This is a genomic window from Mycobacterium kyogaense, from assembly GCF_036946525.1.
Lineage (GTDB): Bacteria > Actinomycetota > Actinomycetes > Mycobacteriales > Mycobacteriaceae > Mycobacterium > Mycobacterium kyogaense_A.
The window spans coordinates 124,574-139,517 of sequence record NZ_JAQIIY010000018.1; the positions used below are offsets into that span (position 1 = coordinate 124,574).

At 69.4% G+C, this 14,944-nt stretch carries 16 protein-coding genes; 10 read left to right on the forward strand and 6 right to left on the reverse strand.

Going from position 1 to position 14,944, the window contains the following annotated elements:
- The first annotated feature begins 134 nt into the window (after positions 1 to 134).
- The 5 genes from rplM to PGN37_RS16510 all read left to right on the forward strand — a co-directional run bounded on the left by rplM (position 135) and on the right by PGN37_RS16510 (position 4,258).
- On the forward strand, positions 135 to 578 hold the full coding sequence (gene rplM, locus PGN37_RS16490; protein ID WP_335332075.1) for a 50S ribosomal protein L13: 444 nt from the start codon (positions 135 to 137) through the stop codon (positions 576 to 578).
- Complete coding sequence (rpsI, locus tag PGN37_RS16495; protein ID WP_442932943.1) at positions 575 to 1,057, forward strand: 30S ribosomal protein S9; 483 nt, start codon at positions 575 to 577, stop codon at positions 1,055 to 1,057. The genes rplM and rpsI overlap by 4 nt, the downstream gene beginning before the upstream one ends.
- A 113-nt stretch (positions 1,058 to 1,170) precedes the next feature.
- The gene (gene glmM / locus PGN37_RS16500; protein WP_335332076.1) at positions 1,171 to 2,508 is read left to right on the forward strand and encodes a phosphoglucosamine mutase; all 1,338 of its coding nucleotides are present in this window, start codon (positions 1,171 to 1,173) and stop codon (positions 2,506 to 2,508) included.
- A 53-nt stretch (positions 2,509 to 2,561) separates the two neighbouring features.
- Positions 2,562 to 2,858: a type VII secretion target gene (locus PGN37_RS16505; RefSeq protein WP_335332077.1), complete on the forward strand. Its 297-nt coding sequence runs from the start codon at positions 2,562 to 2,564 to the stop codon at positions 2,856 to 2,858.
- Positions 2,858 to 4,258, forward strand: a complete 1,401-nt coding sequence (locus tag PGN37_RS16510) for a hypothetical protein (RefSeq protein ID WP_335332078.1) — start codon at positions 2,858 to 2,860, stop codon at positions 4,256 to 4,258. Before PGN37_RS16505 ends, PGN37_RS16510 begins: the two co-directional genes overlap by 1 nt.
- Here PGN37_RS16510 and PGN37_RS16515 read toward each other — a convergent pair.
- The gene (locus PGN37_RS16515) at positions 4,236 to 5,375 is read right to left on the reverse strand and encodes an acyl-CoA dehydrogenase family protein (RefSeq protein WP_335332079.1); all 1,140 of its coding nucleotides are present in this window, start codon (positions 5,373 to 5,375) and stop codon (positions 4,236 to 4,238) included. The two genes, PGN37_RS16510 and PGN37_RS16515, sit on opposite strands and share 23 nt — an antisense overlap.
- A gap of 43 nt (positions 5,376 to 5,418) precedes the next feature.
- On the opposite strand from PGN37_RS16515, the gene PGN37_RS16520 reads away from it, so the two are divergent.
- Positions 5,419 to 5,994 carry a TetR/AcrR family transcriptional regulator gene (locus PGN37_RS16520; protein WP_335332080.1) on the forward strand — a complete coding sequence of 192 codons (576 nt, stop codon included), beginning with the start codon at positions 5,419 to 5,421 and terminating at the stop codon, positions 5,992 to 5,994.
- Position 5,995: 1 nt separating this feature from the next.
- Here PGN37_RS16520 and PGN37_RS16525 read toward each other — a convergent pair whose 3' ends face one another.
- Genes PGN37_RS16525 through PGN37_RS16540 form a run of 4 tightly spaced genes read right to left on the reverse strand, consistent with a single transcriptional unit; the run spans position 5,996 to position 9,153 of the window.
- Positions 5,996 to 6,781, reverse strand: a complete 786-nt coding sequence (locus PGN37_RS16525; RefSeq protein ID WP_335332081.1) for an oxidoreductase — start codon at positions 6,779 to 6,781, stop codon at positions 5,996 to 5,998.
- Positions 6,782 to 6,805: 24 nt separating this feature from the next.
- The gene (locus PGN37_RS16530) at positions 6,806 to 7,228 is read right to left on the reverse strand and encodes a PPOX class F420-dependent oxidoreductase (protein WP_335332082.1); all 423 of its coding nucleotides are present in this window, start codon (positions 7,226 to 7,228) and stop codon (positions 6,806 to 6,808) included.
- The gene (locus PGN37_RS16535) at positions 7,225 to 8,262 is read right to left on the reverse strand and encodes an LLM class F420-dependent oxidoreductase (protein ID WP_335332083.1); all 1,038 of its coding nucleotides are present in this window, start codon (positions 8,260 to 8,262) and stop codon (positions 7,225 to 7,227) included. Before PGN37_RS16535 ends, PGN37_RS16530 begins: the two co-directional genes overlap by 4 nt.
- A 36-nt stretch (positions 8,263 to 8,298) precedes the next feature.
- Positions 8,299 to 9,153 carry a dienelactone hydrolase family protein gene (locus PGN37_RS16540; protein WP_335332084.1) on the reverse strand — a complete coding sequence of 285 codons (855 nt, stop codon included), beginning with the start codon at positions 9,151 to 9,153 and terminating at the stop codon, positions 8,299 to 8,301.
- 55 nt (positions 9,154 to 9,208) lie between these two features.
- Here PGN37_RS16540 and glmS point away from each other — a divergent pair, with 55 nt between their 5' ends.
- Both glmS and PGN37_RS16550 read left to right on the forward strand, forming a co-directional pair.
- The gene (gene glmS / locus PGN37_RS16545) at positions 9,209 to 11,074 is read left to right on the forward strand and encodes a glutamine--fructose-6-phosphate transaminase (isomerizing) (protein ID WP_335332085.1); all 1,866 of its coding nucleotides are present in this window, start codon (positions 9,209 to 9,211) and stop codon (positions 11,072 to 11,074) included.
- A gap of 246 nt (positions 11,075 to 11,320) precedes the next feature.
- Complete coding sequence (locus PGN37_RS16550; protein ID WP_335332086.1) at positions 11,321 to 11,692, forward strand: STAS domain-containing protein; 372 nt, start codon at positions 11,321 to 11,323, stop codon at positions 11,690 to 11,692.
- A gap of 8 nt (positions 11,693 to 11,700) precedes the next feature.
- Here the strand turns inward: PGN37_RS16550 and PGN37_RS16555 are convergent, their stop codons facing one another.
- Positions 11,701 to 12,078, reverse strand: a complete 378-nt coding sequence (locus PGN37_RS16555) for a nuclear transport factor 2 family protein (protein WP_335332087.1) — start codon at positions 12,076 to 12,078, stop codon at positions 11,701 to 11,703.
- A gap of 31 nt (positions 12,079 to 12,109) precedes the next feature.
- On the opposite strand from PGN37_RS16555, the gene PGN37_RS16560 reads away from it, so the two are divergent.
- Positions 12,110 to 13,513 (forward strand): NAD(P)H-hydrate dehydratase, encoded by a 1,404-nt coding sequence (locus tag PGN37_RS16560; protein WP_335332088.1) that lies wholly within the window; start codon positions 12,110 to 12,112, stop codon positions 13,511 to 13,513.
- Between the two features lie 10 nt (positions 13,514 to 13,523).
- On the forward strand, positions 13,524 to 14,909 hold the full coding sequence (locus tag PGN37_RS16565; protein WP_335332089.1) for a glutamate decarboxylase: 1,386 nt from the start codon (positions 13,524 to 13,526) through the stop codon (positions 14,907 to 14,909).
- The last annotated feature ends 35 nt before the right edge of the window (positions 14,910 to 14,944 follow it).

A 14,944-nucleotide genomic window follows, 5' to 3' on the forward strand; every position in this document is an offset into this window, starting at 1 on the left:
GCTCCCTCGTTGGCGTGCGCTGCGCTTGTCGTGTACCTCGGGTCTCCGTCGGTCGCCGAGGCAACGCAGAGGCGGACGCCTGACCGGCACCCGGACCCCCGGGATCCACCCGAGAAAGAAACAGAGGTAGCGCTGTGTCTACGTACACGCCGAAGGCGGGTGACACCACGCGTACGTGGTACGTCATCGACGCCCAGGACGTGGTACTCGGCCGGCTCGCCGTCGAAGCAGCCAAGCTGCTGCGCGGCAAGCACAAGCCGACGTTCACGCCCAATGTCGACGGCGGTGACTTCGTCATCGTCATCAACGCCGACAAGGTCGCCATCAGCGGCGACAAACTGACCAAGAAGTTCGCCTACCGCCACTCGGGTTATCCCGGCGGCCTGCGCAAGCGCGCCATCGGCGAACTGCTGCTCAAGCACCCCACCCGGGTTGTGGAGAACGCGATCGTCGGCATGCTGCCGCACACCAAGCTCAGCCGTCAGGTGCAGAAGAAGCTGAAGGTGTACGCCGGCCCAAATCATCCGCACGCCGCGCAGCAGCCGATTCCGTTCGAGATCAAGCAGGTGGCCCAGTGACCGAACCCGAGTACACGACCGAGAGCACCGAGGCCCCGGAGGCGGGTGTGATCACCGAGGCCGAAGAGGCCCCGCGTGAGCCGGTCGTCATCGACCGTCCCATCCAGACCGTCGGCCGTCGCAAGGAGGCCGTCGTCCGCGTCCGCCTGGTGCCCGGCACCGGCCAGTTCCACCTCGACGGCCGCACCCTGGAGAACTACTTCCCGAACAAGGTGCACCAGCAGCTGATCAAGGCGCCGCTGGTGACCGTCGACCGGGTCGAGCAGTTCGACATCTACGCCCACCTCGATGGTGGCGGCCCCTCGGGGCAGGCCGGCGCCCTGCGCCTGGCCATCGCCCGTGCGCTCATCATCGTGCAGCCCGAGGATCGGCCCGCGCTCAAGCGTGCCGGCTTCCTCACGCGTGACCCGCGCGCCATCGAGCGCAAGAAGTACGGTCTGAAGAAGGCCCGCAAGGCGCCTCAGTACAGCAAGCGCTGATCAGTCCGCACAGACGCCCGGTTGCTCTTCGGAGCGGCCGGGCGTCTGTCTTTGTCCTGTGAGCGGTTCCCGGGCATTAGGGTGCTCGAAGACTCGTGTGAGAGGTTGTCACCATGGCTCGACTGTTCGGCACCGATGGAGTGCGCGGCGTCGCCAACCAGGATCTGACCGCCGAGCTGGCGCTGGCGCTGGGCGCGGCGGCGGCCCGGCGGTTGACCAGATCGACTCCCTCCGGCCGGCGGCTGGCCGTGGTGGGGCGCGATCCGCGCGCCAGCGGCGAGATGCTCGAGGCGGCGGTGATCGCCGGCGTGACCAGCGAGGGTGTCGACGCGCTGCGCGTCGGCGTGCTGCCCACGCCTGCGGTCGCCTATCTGACCAGCGCCTATGACGCAGACTTCGGCGTGATGATCTCCGCGTCCCACAATCCGATGCCCGACAACGGGATCAAGATCTTCGGTCCCGGCGGCCACAAACTCGACGACGACGCCGAGGACCGCATCGAGGAACTGGTTCGTCAGGGTCCCGGCGAACGGCCGACCGGCGCCGGTGTCGGCCGCGTGCTCGACGCCGAGGACGCCCTGGATCGCTACGTGCGCCACGTCGAGACGGCGGCGCAGACCCGGCTCGACGGGCTGACCGTCGTCGTCGACTGTGCGCACGGGGCCGCCTCGGTCGCCGCTCCGTTGGCCTACCGCGCCGCGGGTGCCAACGTCATCCCGATCCATGCCGACCCCGACGGGTTGAACATCAACGACGGCTGCGGCTCCACCCACATGGAATCGCTGCGCTCGGCCGTGGTGTCCTACGGGGCCGACCTGGGTCTCGCTCACGACGGTGACGCCGATCGCTGCCTGGCCGTCGACGCTCACGGGCGCACGATCGACGGCGACGCGATCATGGTGGTGCTGGCCCTGGCCATGCAGGAGTCTGCCGAGCTGGCGCGCAACACGCTGGTCACGACGGTCATGAGCAACATGGGCCTGCACCTGGCGATGCGCGAGGCCGGTATCGAGGTGCGCACCACCGGGGTGGGGGACCGGTACGTCCTCGAAGAACTCCGCGCCGGCGCGTACGCCCTGGGCGGGGAGCAGTCCGGCCATGTCGTGCTGCCGGCCTACGGCACGACCGGTGACGGCATCGTGACGGGGCTGCTGCTGATGGCCCGGATGGCGCAGACCGGCCGCACCCTGGCCGACCTCGCGGCGCCGATGCAGACGCTGCCGCAGGTGCTGATCAACGTCGCGGTGGCCGACAAGGCGACGGTCGCCGATGCGCCCTCGGTGCGCCACACGGTCGCCGAGGTCGAGGCCGAACTGGGTGACACCGGGCGAATCCTGTTGCGTCCGTCGGGAACCGAGCAGGTGGTGCGGGTCATGGTGGAGGCGGCCGACGAGGACACAGCTCGCCAGCTGGCGGCGAAGGTCGCGCAGTCGGTCAGCGCGGAGTCGTAGCTTTCGTCGATCAGCGGGGGAACCGCGGCGTCGCCCCGTGCGTCCAATGAGGTATGGGGAGCACAGGCGTCGACGTGGGTGCGCTGCGCGCCGTCGCGAGGGAGTACGAACGCGCAGCCGATATCGTAGGTCGGACGGTGCGAGATAATCTGTCCCACATCGCCTTTGGTGGGTCGACGGCCGGGAGGGCATACGTCGCGCAGGGTGAGGCGCTGCGGGCCGCGCTGCGTGACCTGACGAACTCGGTGTCGGCGTGGTCCCGGGCGGCCGGTGAGATCGCGGCGGCCCTGGAGGTCTCGGTCGACCGGTACGTCGACGCCGACGAGCGCGCCGCCGAGCGGGTGGGCTAGTGGCCGAGACGTTCGACGTGTCCGGCAGGTTGGCGCAGGGTCGACCCTCGGTCGAGGCGATGTCGGAGTACGTGTGGGCGTCCCATCAGGTGGGGTTCACCGACTCCGATCTGACGCTACATCCCGGGCAGGTGCGCGACTGGTACGGCACCGAGGAGGGTATGGATCTCGTTGTCCTGCAGCGCGATTGTGCTTCTGTCGACGCGGCCGTGCGGGCGGCGCGGGAGGCGCTGGCCATCCAGGACGATCAGGCCGGCGTGTTGGCGGGTGCGTGGCAAGGGTCGGGCGCGCAGGCGGCGCTGCAGTTCCTGCACCGCCACGGGGCGGCGTCGGCGGTGGTCGCCGACGCTCTTGCCGCTGCCGCCACGGCGCTGCGGCGCACCCTCGACGAGCTCTGGCGCGCGGTCGATTCCAAGGTCGAGACCACCATCGGTGTCGAATCCGATGTCGGTGCGGTGCGGGAGCAGTGGCTGGCCGCCGCCACGACCGTCACCTCGGGTGTGGGGGACCGAGTCGCCGCGGCCGAGCTCGTCGATGCCGAGGTGAAACCGTTCGTGCAGAACCGGATCGGCGCGGATTGGCTGACCGCCGTGCAGGGTGCGGGCGCGGCCGTGGCCGAGGCGTACCGCACCGCCACCGCCGAGATCAGCAGGCGCCCGCCCGCGGACTTCGAGATCCCTGGCGAACTCGGGCCGAGCGCCCCGGCAGCGTCGTTCCCAGCTGCTGCGCCGGCCGCGTACGCTTCGCCCGCAGTGCCCTTCACGCCCGCGGCGCCCGCACCGACAGCACCCGCGGCCTGGACACCGCCACCACCGGCGGCGTCGCAGCCACCGGTGCCGTCGGTGCCCTCGCTCGCACCGTCACCGCCAGCCGCCGCGGCTCCCGAGTCGCCGCTGCCTGTCCCGCCGACAGCGGCCGCGCCGCCGCTGTCGGATTTGGGACTTGGTGGAAGTGGAGGAGCGATGCCGGCGGTGGGGCAGCGCTTCGCGCACGCATTGAGTGGGCTGCTGGGGAGCGGCACTTCCGACCCGGCGATCAGCCCCGTCGACGACATCCCCGTCGACGACAGCGAGCCACCCGAGCGGCCTGAACTCGACGATGAGGAGGACGAACCCGACGACGAGGACGAGGTAGACGAGGAACCCGACGAAGAGGATCCGGCCGACGAGGAGTCCGCAGCGGACGAGCCTGGCGCCGAACCGATGTCCACCGAACCGAAGGCCGCCGAACCGATCGCCGCGGAACCGGAGCCCGAGGCCGCAGCGCCGCCGGCGCCCACGCCACCGCCGCCACCTGCCGAAGCGTTGCCCCCCGTCGAGGAGCGCACGCCGTGTGAAATCGCCGCCGACGAGGTTCCGCAGGTCGGCCCGCCGCCGGCTACCGAGCCAGGTGGCGGCTGATCACCAGGCGCTGAATCTGGTTGGTGCCCTCGAAGATCTGCGTGATCTTCGCTTCGCGCATGAATCGCTCCACCCGGTAGTCGCGGGTGTAGCCGGCACCGCCGAACACCTGCACGGCGTCGGTGGTGACCTTCATCGCCGCATCGGTGGCGGTCAGCTTGGCGACCGACGCCTGACGCGAATAGGCCAGCCCGGCGTCGCGGCGCCGGGCCGCGTCGAGGTAGGTGGCTCGCGCGGAATCGACGGCGGCAGCCATGTCGGCCAGCAGGAACGCGAGTCCCTGATGGTCGATGATTTTGCGGCCGAACGTTGTTCGCTCCTGGCTGTAGGCGACCGCGGCGTCCAGTGCGGACTGCGCCAACCCGACGGCGACGGCCGCGATGCCGAGCCGCCCGGCGTCCAGCGCGCTGAACGCGATCTGCAGACCCTGGCCCTCGTCGCCGATCCGTCGCTGCGCATCGACGAACGCCCCGTCGTAGTAGGCCGCGGTGGTGGGTACGGCGTGCAGACCCATCTTCTCCTCGGGTCGGCCGAAGGTCAGTCCGTCGAGGTCGCGGGGCACGAGGAAGCACGAAATCCCCTGTGATCCTTCGCCGGTGCGGGCGAACAACGCGTAGAAGTCGGCGATTCCGCCGTGGGTGATCCACGCCTTCTCGCCGGTGATGCGGTAGCCGCCGTCGGTGGCGGCCGCCCGGCACGTGAGCGCGGCGGCATCCGAGCCCGCCTGCGGCTCGGAGAGGCTGTACGCGCCGATCAGCGACCCGCCGAGCATGTCGGGCAGCCAACGACATCGCTGCTCGACGGTGCCGAAGGTCATGAGCGGATGGCAGGACAGACCGTGCACGCTGACCGCGACAGCCACCGTCGCCCACCGCGCAGCCAGTTCCTCGAGCACCTGCAAGTAGACCTCGTAGGGCTGACCGCCGCCGCCCCATTCCTCGGGGTACGGCAGGCTGAGCAGCCCGGCCTCCCCGAGCGTCGCGAACACGCCGTCGGGGTAGGTCTCGTCTTTTTCGTGCTTGTCGGCGATCGGGTCGAGCACTTTGTCCGCGATGGTCCGGGCGAGCTCGATGAGTTCGTGTGCCTCGTCGGTGGGCAGCAGGCGATCCACTGGCATACGTCGGACAGTACTACAGGACTTGCTGCAGTACTATCGGAGTGTGACCACGCCCGCATTCGCCACCCGGCGGCGCACCGAGCTCTTCGATGCGCTGGTCGCGCTGTTCTTGGCCGAGGGTTTCGCGCACTTGACGCTCGACGAGATCGCGACGAGGCTGCGCTGCTCGAAGTCCACGCTGTACACCCTGGCGGCGAGCAAGGAGCAGTTGGTCACGGCCGCCACCGTGCACTTCTTCCGCACGGCGACCGAATCGGTGGAACACCGTGTCGCCGCCGCGGACGGAGCGCGCGAGCGCGTCACCGCCTATCTTCAGGCGGTCGGCGAGGAGCTGGATCCGGCGTCGGACCGGTTCATGGCCGATCTCGACGCGTTCGCCCCCGCGCGGGCCATCTACGAGCAGAACACCCGCATCGCGGCACAGCGCGTCCAGGAGCTGATCGCGGCCGGGGTGGCGGCCGGCGAGTTCCGCGACGTGCACGCCGCGTTCGCCGCCGAACTGGTCGCCACCATGATGGTCGGCATCCAGCAGCGCGCGGTGCGTGACCGCACCGGACTCGACGACGCGGCGGCCTACCGGGAGCTCGCCGCGATCCTGACCGGCGGAATCCAGGCGTGACTCAGATGGTCGTGACGTAGCCGCCGTCGATACGGACGTCCGCGCCGGTGATGTTGGTGGCACGATCGCCGGCCAGGAACGCGGCGAGGTCTGCCACCTCCCGTGGTGTGGTGAACCGTCCCGTGGCTGCCCCGGCGGCGACCGCGTCCACCACCTGATCAGCGGAACCGCCACTGGCGGAGGCGAATTGCGCGGCGACGCCGTCGTCGGCCAGCCACAGGTCGGTGGCCACGGGCCCGGGACTGATCGTGTTGACGCGAATGCCCTGGGGGCCGAACTCTTTCGACAGGCTCTTCGCGTAGTTGGCCATCGCGGCCTTGGTGGCGCTGTAGTCGATGATGTTCCACTCGGGCAACGTCGCGTTGACCGAGCCGATCATCACGATCGCGCCACCCCCGCGCGCCAGCAGGAGGGGGATGGCTTCGCGCGTCGTGCGGACGGCCGACAGGAAGTTCAGCGACCAGGCGGCGGTCCAGTCGTCGTCGGTGACCGACTGCGAACCGGCGAATCGCGGGGTGACGGCGCCGGCGTTGTTGACCAGGATGTCGACGCCACCGCGCTCGGCCGCGGCGGCGACCAGAACTTTGGGTCCTTCGGCGGTGGACAGGTCCGCGGCGACGAACCTCGCCACACCTGCTGCCTCGAGTGCTTCGAGCCCCGGGCTGTTCCTGCGGGCACCCGCGACGACGAACGCGCCGGCTTCGGTGAGTGCCTCACTGATCGCGAGTCCGATGCCCTTGCTCGCTCCGGTGACGACGGCGATCTTGTCGGTCAGGTCGATGCGCATGCTCGGCACTCTTCCAGAGCGCGCTCAATCAGCCAGGTCGAACGCCTTCACTACTTTCGTCGGGGTGACGCGGACGAGCAGTTCCCCGGGTACGCCGTTGCGCTGGCCGAACTCGTCGGCGCGGTCGGCGCCCATGTACCGGCCGCCGATACGGGCCGCGAAGGCCCGCACCTCGTCGAGATCCTCACTGGTCGCGGCGGTGCCCTGCACCTGGACGAACGAGAAGGGGGGTCGATCGTCGTCCACGCAGATCACCACCCGGGGGTCGCGCGCCAGAGCGCGGCCCTTCGCGGTGTCCTTGCCGGTGTTGAAGACGAGTTGGCCTCCGTCGACGACGAACCATACGGGCGCCACGAGCGGCCGTCCGTCGGCGGCCAGGTACCCCAGCTTCGCCGTGCGGGTGCCTTCGGACAGAAACGCGACGACGTCCTCGGTCAGCTCGGTCATAGCAGCGACTGTAATTCCTCCACGAAGCCCACGGATTCGCGTCGATCACCGGAGAGGGGATGCACGAGCAGGGTGGTGACGCCGGCCTCGGCGAACGCCGCGACCCGCTCGGCGACGAAGCCCCGCGGCCCCACCAGCGACACCTTGCGCACCAGCTCGTCGGGCACCGCGTCGATCGCCTCGGCCTTCTTGCCCGCCAGATAGAGGTCCTGGATGTGATCGGCCACCTCGCCGAAGCCGTAGCGCGTCGCGAGGTTGTGATAGAAGTTCTTGCCCCGGGCGCCCATCCCGCCGATGTAGAGCGCCAATTGTGGCTTGGCCCAAGCCAATCGGTCCTCGACGTCGTCGCCGATCGCCAGGCTGGCGCTGACCATCACGTCGAGCGGGCCGAGCTCCGGATCGCGCCGTGCCGCCCCGGCCCGCAACGCCTCGCCCCAGACGTCGTCGGCTTTCTCCGGATAGAAGAAGACCGGCTGCCAGCCCTCCGCGATTTCCGCGGTCAACTCGACGTTCTTCGGTCCGAGTGCCGCGATGGTGATCGGAATACGTTCGCGCACGGGCTGATTGATGATCTTCAGTGGTTTGCCCAGCCCGGTGCCGCGCTCTGCGGGCAGCGGCACCTGGTAGTGCTTGCCCTCGTAGGTGACGCGCTCGCGACGCCACACCTGCCGGCAGATCTCGACGACCTCGCGGGTGCGTCCGAGTGGCGCGTCGAACGGCACGCCGTGGAAACCCTCCACCACCTGAGGCCCCGAGGTGCCCAGCCCGAGACGGAATCGGCCGTCGGAGACGTAGTCCAATCCCGCTGCGGTCATCGCCATCAGCGCCGGGGTGCGGGTATAGATCGGGACGACGCCGGTGCCGAGTTCGATCCGCGACGTGCGCGCGGCGAGGAAGCCGAGCTGGCTGATCGCGTCGTAGGAGTAGGCCTCGGGCACGAGCGCGATGCCGATCCCGATCTTCTCGAGTTCGACGACCTCGTCGACCGCTTCGAGGAACCCACCCGCGTAGTTGAGAAAGATGCCCGTGCGCATGGCCTAGTTCTACCGCCTCACGGTTTGAGGAGCGCGTCAGGGTTTGAGAAGAGCGACCACCTTGTTCTCGAGATCCACCGGATCGTCAGAGAAGGGATCCATGATCTCGGTCTTCGGCAGCGCGCCCTCGGGATCGGCGAAGGCGCTGTAGGTCCCTTTGTCCTTGTCGCTGGCGAGCATGTGCAGCAGATAGCCCGTCATCAGGGCTCGCACGATCCGCTGGGTGCCCTTGTCAGCGCCCGGCAGCCCGACGGCCGTCGCGAGGCGCCTACCTTCGACCAGCCCGCCGGCCTTCGTCTTCGACGTCGACCGCAGCGTGGCCGGCTTCCAGGCGCGGGCCAGCTCGACGGCGTTGGAACGCAGGGTCATCGGATCGCCCGGATCGGTCAGAATCAGCCCCGGCACCTTCAGCCCCGCCGCCGGCTTCTCGGCAGGGGGACTGCTGACCAGGGGATACGCGGCGACGACGGCCTTGAGTTTCGTCGGCATCCCTGCCGCGGCGAACACCGCGGCCGACGCGCCGAATCCGTGCCCGGCGACGCCGAGCTTGCCCGGGTGCACGCTGATGTCGCCGCCGCCCAGCCGCACCCCGGCGATGATGTCCAGCGCGGTACCGAGGTCATAGGCCAGGCTGAGTACCGACGGCGCCAGCGACGTCTCGGTGTTGGGCGCTGCGGCGACGATGCCCCACGAGGCGAGATGCTCCAGCGTTCCGCGGTACCGCTCGGCAGATGTGATCCAGTCGTGGCCGAACGCGACGCCCGGCAGGTTCTTGCCACTCGCCGGGGTGTAGACGATGCCGGGCAGACCGGCAAAGGCCAGGTCACCGCAGAGAACTTTGTGCGGCCCGCGGCGGGTCAAGGCGCTGAAGAGCTTCTTCGTGCTGGCCACCCGACGACCGTATCCCACCCGGCGATCCGCGTCGTCTGCCGTACCCTGGTTGGCTATGTGCGGAATCGTGGGCTACGTGGGGCAACGCCCCGCCTGCGGCATCGTCGTCGACGCGCTGCGGCGGATGGAGTACCGCGGGTACGACTCCTCGGGGGTGGCGTTGCTCGACGGGCGCGGCGGGTTGACCGTGCAGCGCAAGGCGGGCCGGCTGGCCAATCTGGAGGCCGCGCTCGAGGAGCAGGGCAGCGAGGATCTGGCCGGATCGACGGGGCTGGGACACACCCGCTGGGCCACCCACGGTCGGCCGACCGACCGCAACGCCCACCCGCACCGTGACGCCAGCGGCAAGGTCGCGGTGGTGCACAACGGCATCATCGAGAACTTCGCTGCGTTGCGCGGGGAGCTCGAAGCCGCCGGGGTGGAGTTCGCCAGTGACACCGACACCGAGGTGACGGTGCATCTGGTGGCCCGCGAGTACGACTCGGGCCCCTATGCCGGTGATTTCCCGGCGTCGGTGCTCGCGGTGCTGCGCCGGTTGGAGGGCCACTTCACGCTGGTCTTCGCCCACGCCGACGATCCGGGCACGATCGTGGCCGCGCGGCGGTCCACGCCGCTGGTGGTCGGGGTCGGTGACGGGGAGATGTTCGTCGGCTCCGATGTCGCGGCGTTCATCGAGCACACCCGCGATGCGGTCGAGCTGGGGCAGGACCAGGCCGTCGTGGTCACCGCCGACGGGTACCGGATCACCGACTTCGCCGGCAACGAGACCCAGGATTACCGGCAATTCCACATCGACTGGGACACCTCGGCCGCCGAGAAGGGTGGCTACGACTACTTCATGCTCAAGGAGATCGCTGAGCAGCCCGCCGCGGTGTCGGACACGCTGCTGGGCCATTTCGCCGACAACCGCATCGTGCTCGACGAGCAGCGCCTCTCCGATCAGGAGTTGCGCGACGTCGACAAGGTGTTCGTCGTCGCGTGCGGCACGGCGTATCACTCCGGGCTGCTGGCCAAGTACGCGATCGAGCACTGGACGCGGCTGCCCGTCGAGGTCGAGTTGGCCAGCGAGTTCCGCTACCGCGATCCCGTGCTCGACAGCCACACCCTGGTCGTGGCGATCTCGCAGTCCGGGGAGACCGCCGACACGCTCGAGGCGGTGCGCCACGCCAAGGAGCAGAAGGCCAAGGTGCTGGCGGTGTGCAACACCAACGGCAGCCAGATCCCCCGCGAATGCGACGCGGTGCTCTACACCCGCGCCGGCCCGGAGGTCGGGGTCGCCTCGACGAAGACGTTCCTGGCCCAGATCGCGGCGAACTACCTGGTCGGCCTCGCGCTGGCCCAGGCCCGCGGCACCAAGTACCCCGATGAGGTGGCCCGCGAGTACCGCGATCTGGAGGCCATGCCCGAGCTGATCTCGCGGGTGCTGGCCACCAGCGAGCCGGTCACGGCGCTGGCCACCCGGTTCGCGTCGGCGCAGACAGTCCTGTTCCTGGGCCGCCACGTCGGCTACCCGGTAGCGCTCGAGGGTGCGCTCAAGCTCAAAGAGCTGGCCTACATGCACGCCGAGGGGTTCGCCGCCGGCGAGCTCAAGCACGGCCCGATCGCGCTGATCGAGGACGACCTACCAGTCATCGTGGTCATGCCGTCGCCGAAGAACTCCCCGACACTGCACTCCAAGCTGCTGTCCAACATCCGCGAGATCCAGGCGCGCGGCGCGGTCACGATCGTCATCGCCGAGGAGGGCGACGACACCGTGGCACCCTACGCCGATCACCTGATCGAGATCCCGGCCGTCTCCACGCTGATGCAACCGCTGCTCTCGACCATCCCGATGCAGCTGTTCTCCGCCGGAGTGGCCCAGGCCCGCGGCTACGACGTCGACAAGCCCCGCAACCTCGCCAAGTCGGTTACCGTCGAGTAACCTTCTGACCAGCGCGATTGTGACTCTTCCGTCAATATAAGGAAGAATTAAGGCCGTTCTGTTAACGCTGCCCTCCCCGGGGCCGATAAACCGAGCAACAGCCGTTCTGCAAGCAGCGGCCACCGGTGCCTCGCGCCCGGTGTACGACGGAATTCGCCGTCACTGCGGCCCACTGCCGCACGAAACACGGACACGCACGGTCGCCATGGCTGTGCCTGGTGTTCGTCCGACCTTCGGGGGCACAGGATGAACGTGCACGAACAACATCGCGGCCGCTTCGTCGTCCGCCCGCAGCGCGACGACGCGACGGTGGTCCTGCAGGTCGAGGGCGACCTCGACGTGCTGACCGCCCCGACGCTGGGCACCTATCTGGACATCGCTCTGGCCGACGCCCCGAAGACGCTGATCGTCGACATCACCGGAGTGGGCTTTCTGTCGTCGGCCGGCATCAGCATGCTGGTCGAGACCCACCGCCTCACCGAGCGCGGGGGCATCTCGCTGCGCGTCGTCGCCGACGGGCCCGCGACGGCTCGGCCGCTACGCATGATGAAGATCGACGAGATCATCGACCTCTACCCGACGTTGGCCGACGCGCAGAGCGGCACCAAACCGCAATAGCGCCAGTCCTATTGGCGGATGGTCTGCTGATACAGCGCGAGCTTCCAGCCGCCGTCGGCGCGATGGTAGACCGATGACATCGCGCCGACGAACGGTTCCTCGTGGCCATTATCGGGGCCGTCACGCCAGCCCGTGCCTGTGTAGACCAGCGCCGCGGTGTCGGGGGCGATCGTGATCACCTGGACGTCGTCGATCGCGTAACGCGCCCACGGCGGTGACTGGCCCAGCGCCGAGACCACAGTCGCCCGATCCATCACCGCGCCGTTGGCCAGCACCATCAGTGCGTCGTCGGTCATGACGTCGCCGTAGAAGCGGTCGCCGGTGCCCTCGCAGAGTGACCGCCAGCCGCCGTGCTCGAGTGCGAGCAACTCCTCTGTCAGATCCATGAGGGTCGATTACCCACGTACCGTTGGGTCGATGCGGCACTACTACTCCGCCCAGCAGATCCGCGACGCCGAGGCGCCGCTGCTGGCGTCACTTCCCGACGGCAAGCTCATGCGCCGGGCCGCGTTCGGGCTGGCCACGGCCATCATGCGTGAGCTGGGAACGGTATCGGGCAAGAGCGTCTGCGCGGTGGTCGGCTCCGGGGACAACGGTGGTGACGCGCTGTGGGCCGCGACCTTCCTGCGCCGGCGCGGCGCGGGTGCCTCGGCCGTGCTGCTCGACCCGTCGCGGGCCCATCCCGCGGCGCTGGCCGCGTTCCGCAGGGCTGGCGGCCGGATCGTCGAAAAGGTGCCGCCGGCAACCGATCTCGTGATCGACGGGGTGGTGGGCATCGGCGCCACCGGGCCGTTGCGGGCTGCCGCCGCCGCCGTGTTCGCCGGGACGGACGCGCCCGTGGTCGCCGTCGACGTCCCCAGCGGGGTCGACGTCGCGACCGGCGCCGCCGACAGGCCCCACGTCACGGCTGCGGTGACGGTGACCTTCGGTGGTCTCAAACCCGTGCACGCGCTCGGACCCTGCGGCCATGTCGAACTCGTCGACATCGGATTACAGCTGCCTGAAGCCGACATCCGGGGATTCGAGGCTGCTGACGTCGCCGCCCGCTGGCCCCTGCCCGGCCGCAGCGACGACAAGTACAGCCAGGGCGTGACCGGCGTGATGGCCGGCTCCGCGACGTATCCGGGCGCGGCGATCCTGTGTACCGGCGCTGCCGTCGCGGCGCACTCCGGAATGGTGCGCTACGCGGGAACCGCTGCGGCCGAGGTCGTTTCGCACTGGCCCGAGGTGATCGCGACGAAAGATTTGCAACGCGCGGGGCGCGTGCAGGCGTGGGTCGTCGGCCCGGGTCTCGGCACCGACTCCGACGGCGAGGCCGCGTTGGCCTTCGCACTGGACACCGACCTGCCGGTCCTCGTCGACGCGGACGGGCTGACCATCCTGGCCGCCCGCCCCGACCTGATCGAGGGCCGGGAGGCCCCGACCGTGCTGACCCCGCATGCCGGCGAGTTCGCCCGGCTGGCCGGCGGCCCGCCCGGGGAGGACCGCGTCGCCGCCGCCCGCGGGCTCGCCGACCGGCTGGGCGCCACCGTCCTGCTGAAGGGGAACGTGACGGTTGTCGCGGAACCGGGTGGGCCGGTGTACCTCAACGTCGCGGGCCAGGCGTGGGCGGCGACCGCGGGATCCGGCGACGTGCTCTCCGGGGTCATCGGGGCGCTGCTCGCCGCCGGTCTGCCGCCCGCCGAGGCCGCTGCGGCAGCGGCATTCGTGCACGCCCGGGCCGCCGACCTCGCGGCTCACGATCCTGGACCGGCGCCGGCGCCGACGTCGGCCTCACGCATCCTGGCTCATCTGCGAACGGCGCTCGGTTCGATCCTCTAGAAAGGACCACATGCCCAACATGTCGCGCCACTCCTCGCTGACCCCCGCGTACTGCGGCCGCCTGTCCACCTCCCCGATTCCGGCCCTGCGCCTGCCCGACGAGTCGATGGAGCCCGATCAGACCTACCGCTTCATCCACGACGAGCTGATGCTCGACGGCAGCTCGCGGCTGAACCTGGCGACCTTCGTCACGACGTGGATGGATCCCGAAGCCGGGCAACTCATGTCGGAGACGTTCGACAAGAACATGATCGACAAGGACGAGTACCCGGTGACGGCCGCGATCGAGCAGCGCTGCGTGTGCATGGTGGCCGACCTGTTCCACGCCGACAATCTGCGCGACGACGACCCGTCCAGCGCGATCGGGGTGTCGACGGTCGGCTCGAGTGAGGCGGTGATGCTGGCCGGGCTGGCGCTCAAGTGGCGGTGGCGGCAGAAGCTCGAGGCGGCCGGGCAGGACTGGAAGGGCCGCACGCCGAACCTGGTGATGGGCTCCAACGTCCAGGTGGTGTGGGAGAAGTTCTGCCGCTACTTCGACGTCGAGGCGCGCTACCTGCCGATGGAACACGGGCGCTACGTCATCACCCCGGAGCAGGTCCTCGACACCGTCGACGAGAACACCATCGGTGTCGTGGCGATCCTGGGCACCACGTTCACCGGGGAGCTGGAACCCGTCGGCGACATCTGCGCCGCACTCGACACACTGGCGTCCGACAAGGGCCTCGACATCCCGGTGCACGTCGATGCGGCCAGCGGCGGCTTCGTGGTGCCGTTCGTGCACCCGGACCTGGTGTGGGACTTCCGGCTGCCGCGGGTGGTGTCGATCAACGTCAGCGGGCACAAATACGGGCTGACCTATCCCGGCATCGGGTTCGTCGTGTGGCGCAACGCCGACCACCTGCCCGAGGAGCTGGTGTTCCGGGTCAATTACCTCGGCGGGGACATGCCGACGTTCACGCTGAACTTCTCCCGACCCGGCAATCAGGTCGTCGGGCAGTACTACAACTTCCTGCGGCTGGGTCGCGACGGCTACACCACGGTGATGCACTGCCTGTCCGATACCGCGCAGTGGCTGGCGCGGGAGATCGCCGGGATGGATGTCTTCGAGGTGATCTCGGACGGATCGGCGATCCCGGTCGTCGCGTTCACACTGGTGAAGGGCACGAAGTACACGGTGTTCGACGTGTCGGCGCTGTTGCGCAGCTACGGCTGGCAGGTGCCGGCCTACACGATGCCCGACAACGCCACGGACGTCGCAGTGCTGCGCATCGTGGTGCGTGAGGGCTTTTCGGCGAACCTGGCCCGCGCGCTGCGCGACGATATCGTCGAGGTACTCGGCAAGCTCGACAAGACCGGCGTGGGCGGGTTCTCCGACGAGGCGCACTTCGCCCACTGACCCGCGTCCGACGGCGGCCTGGGACAATCGGGGGC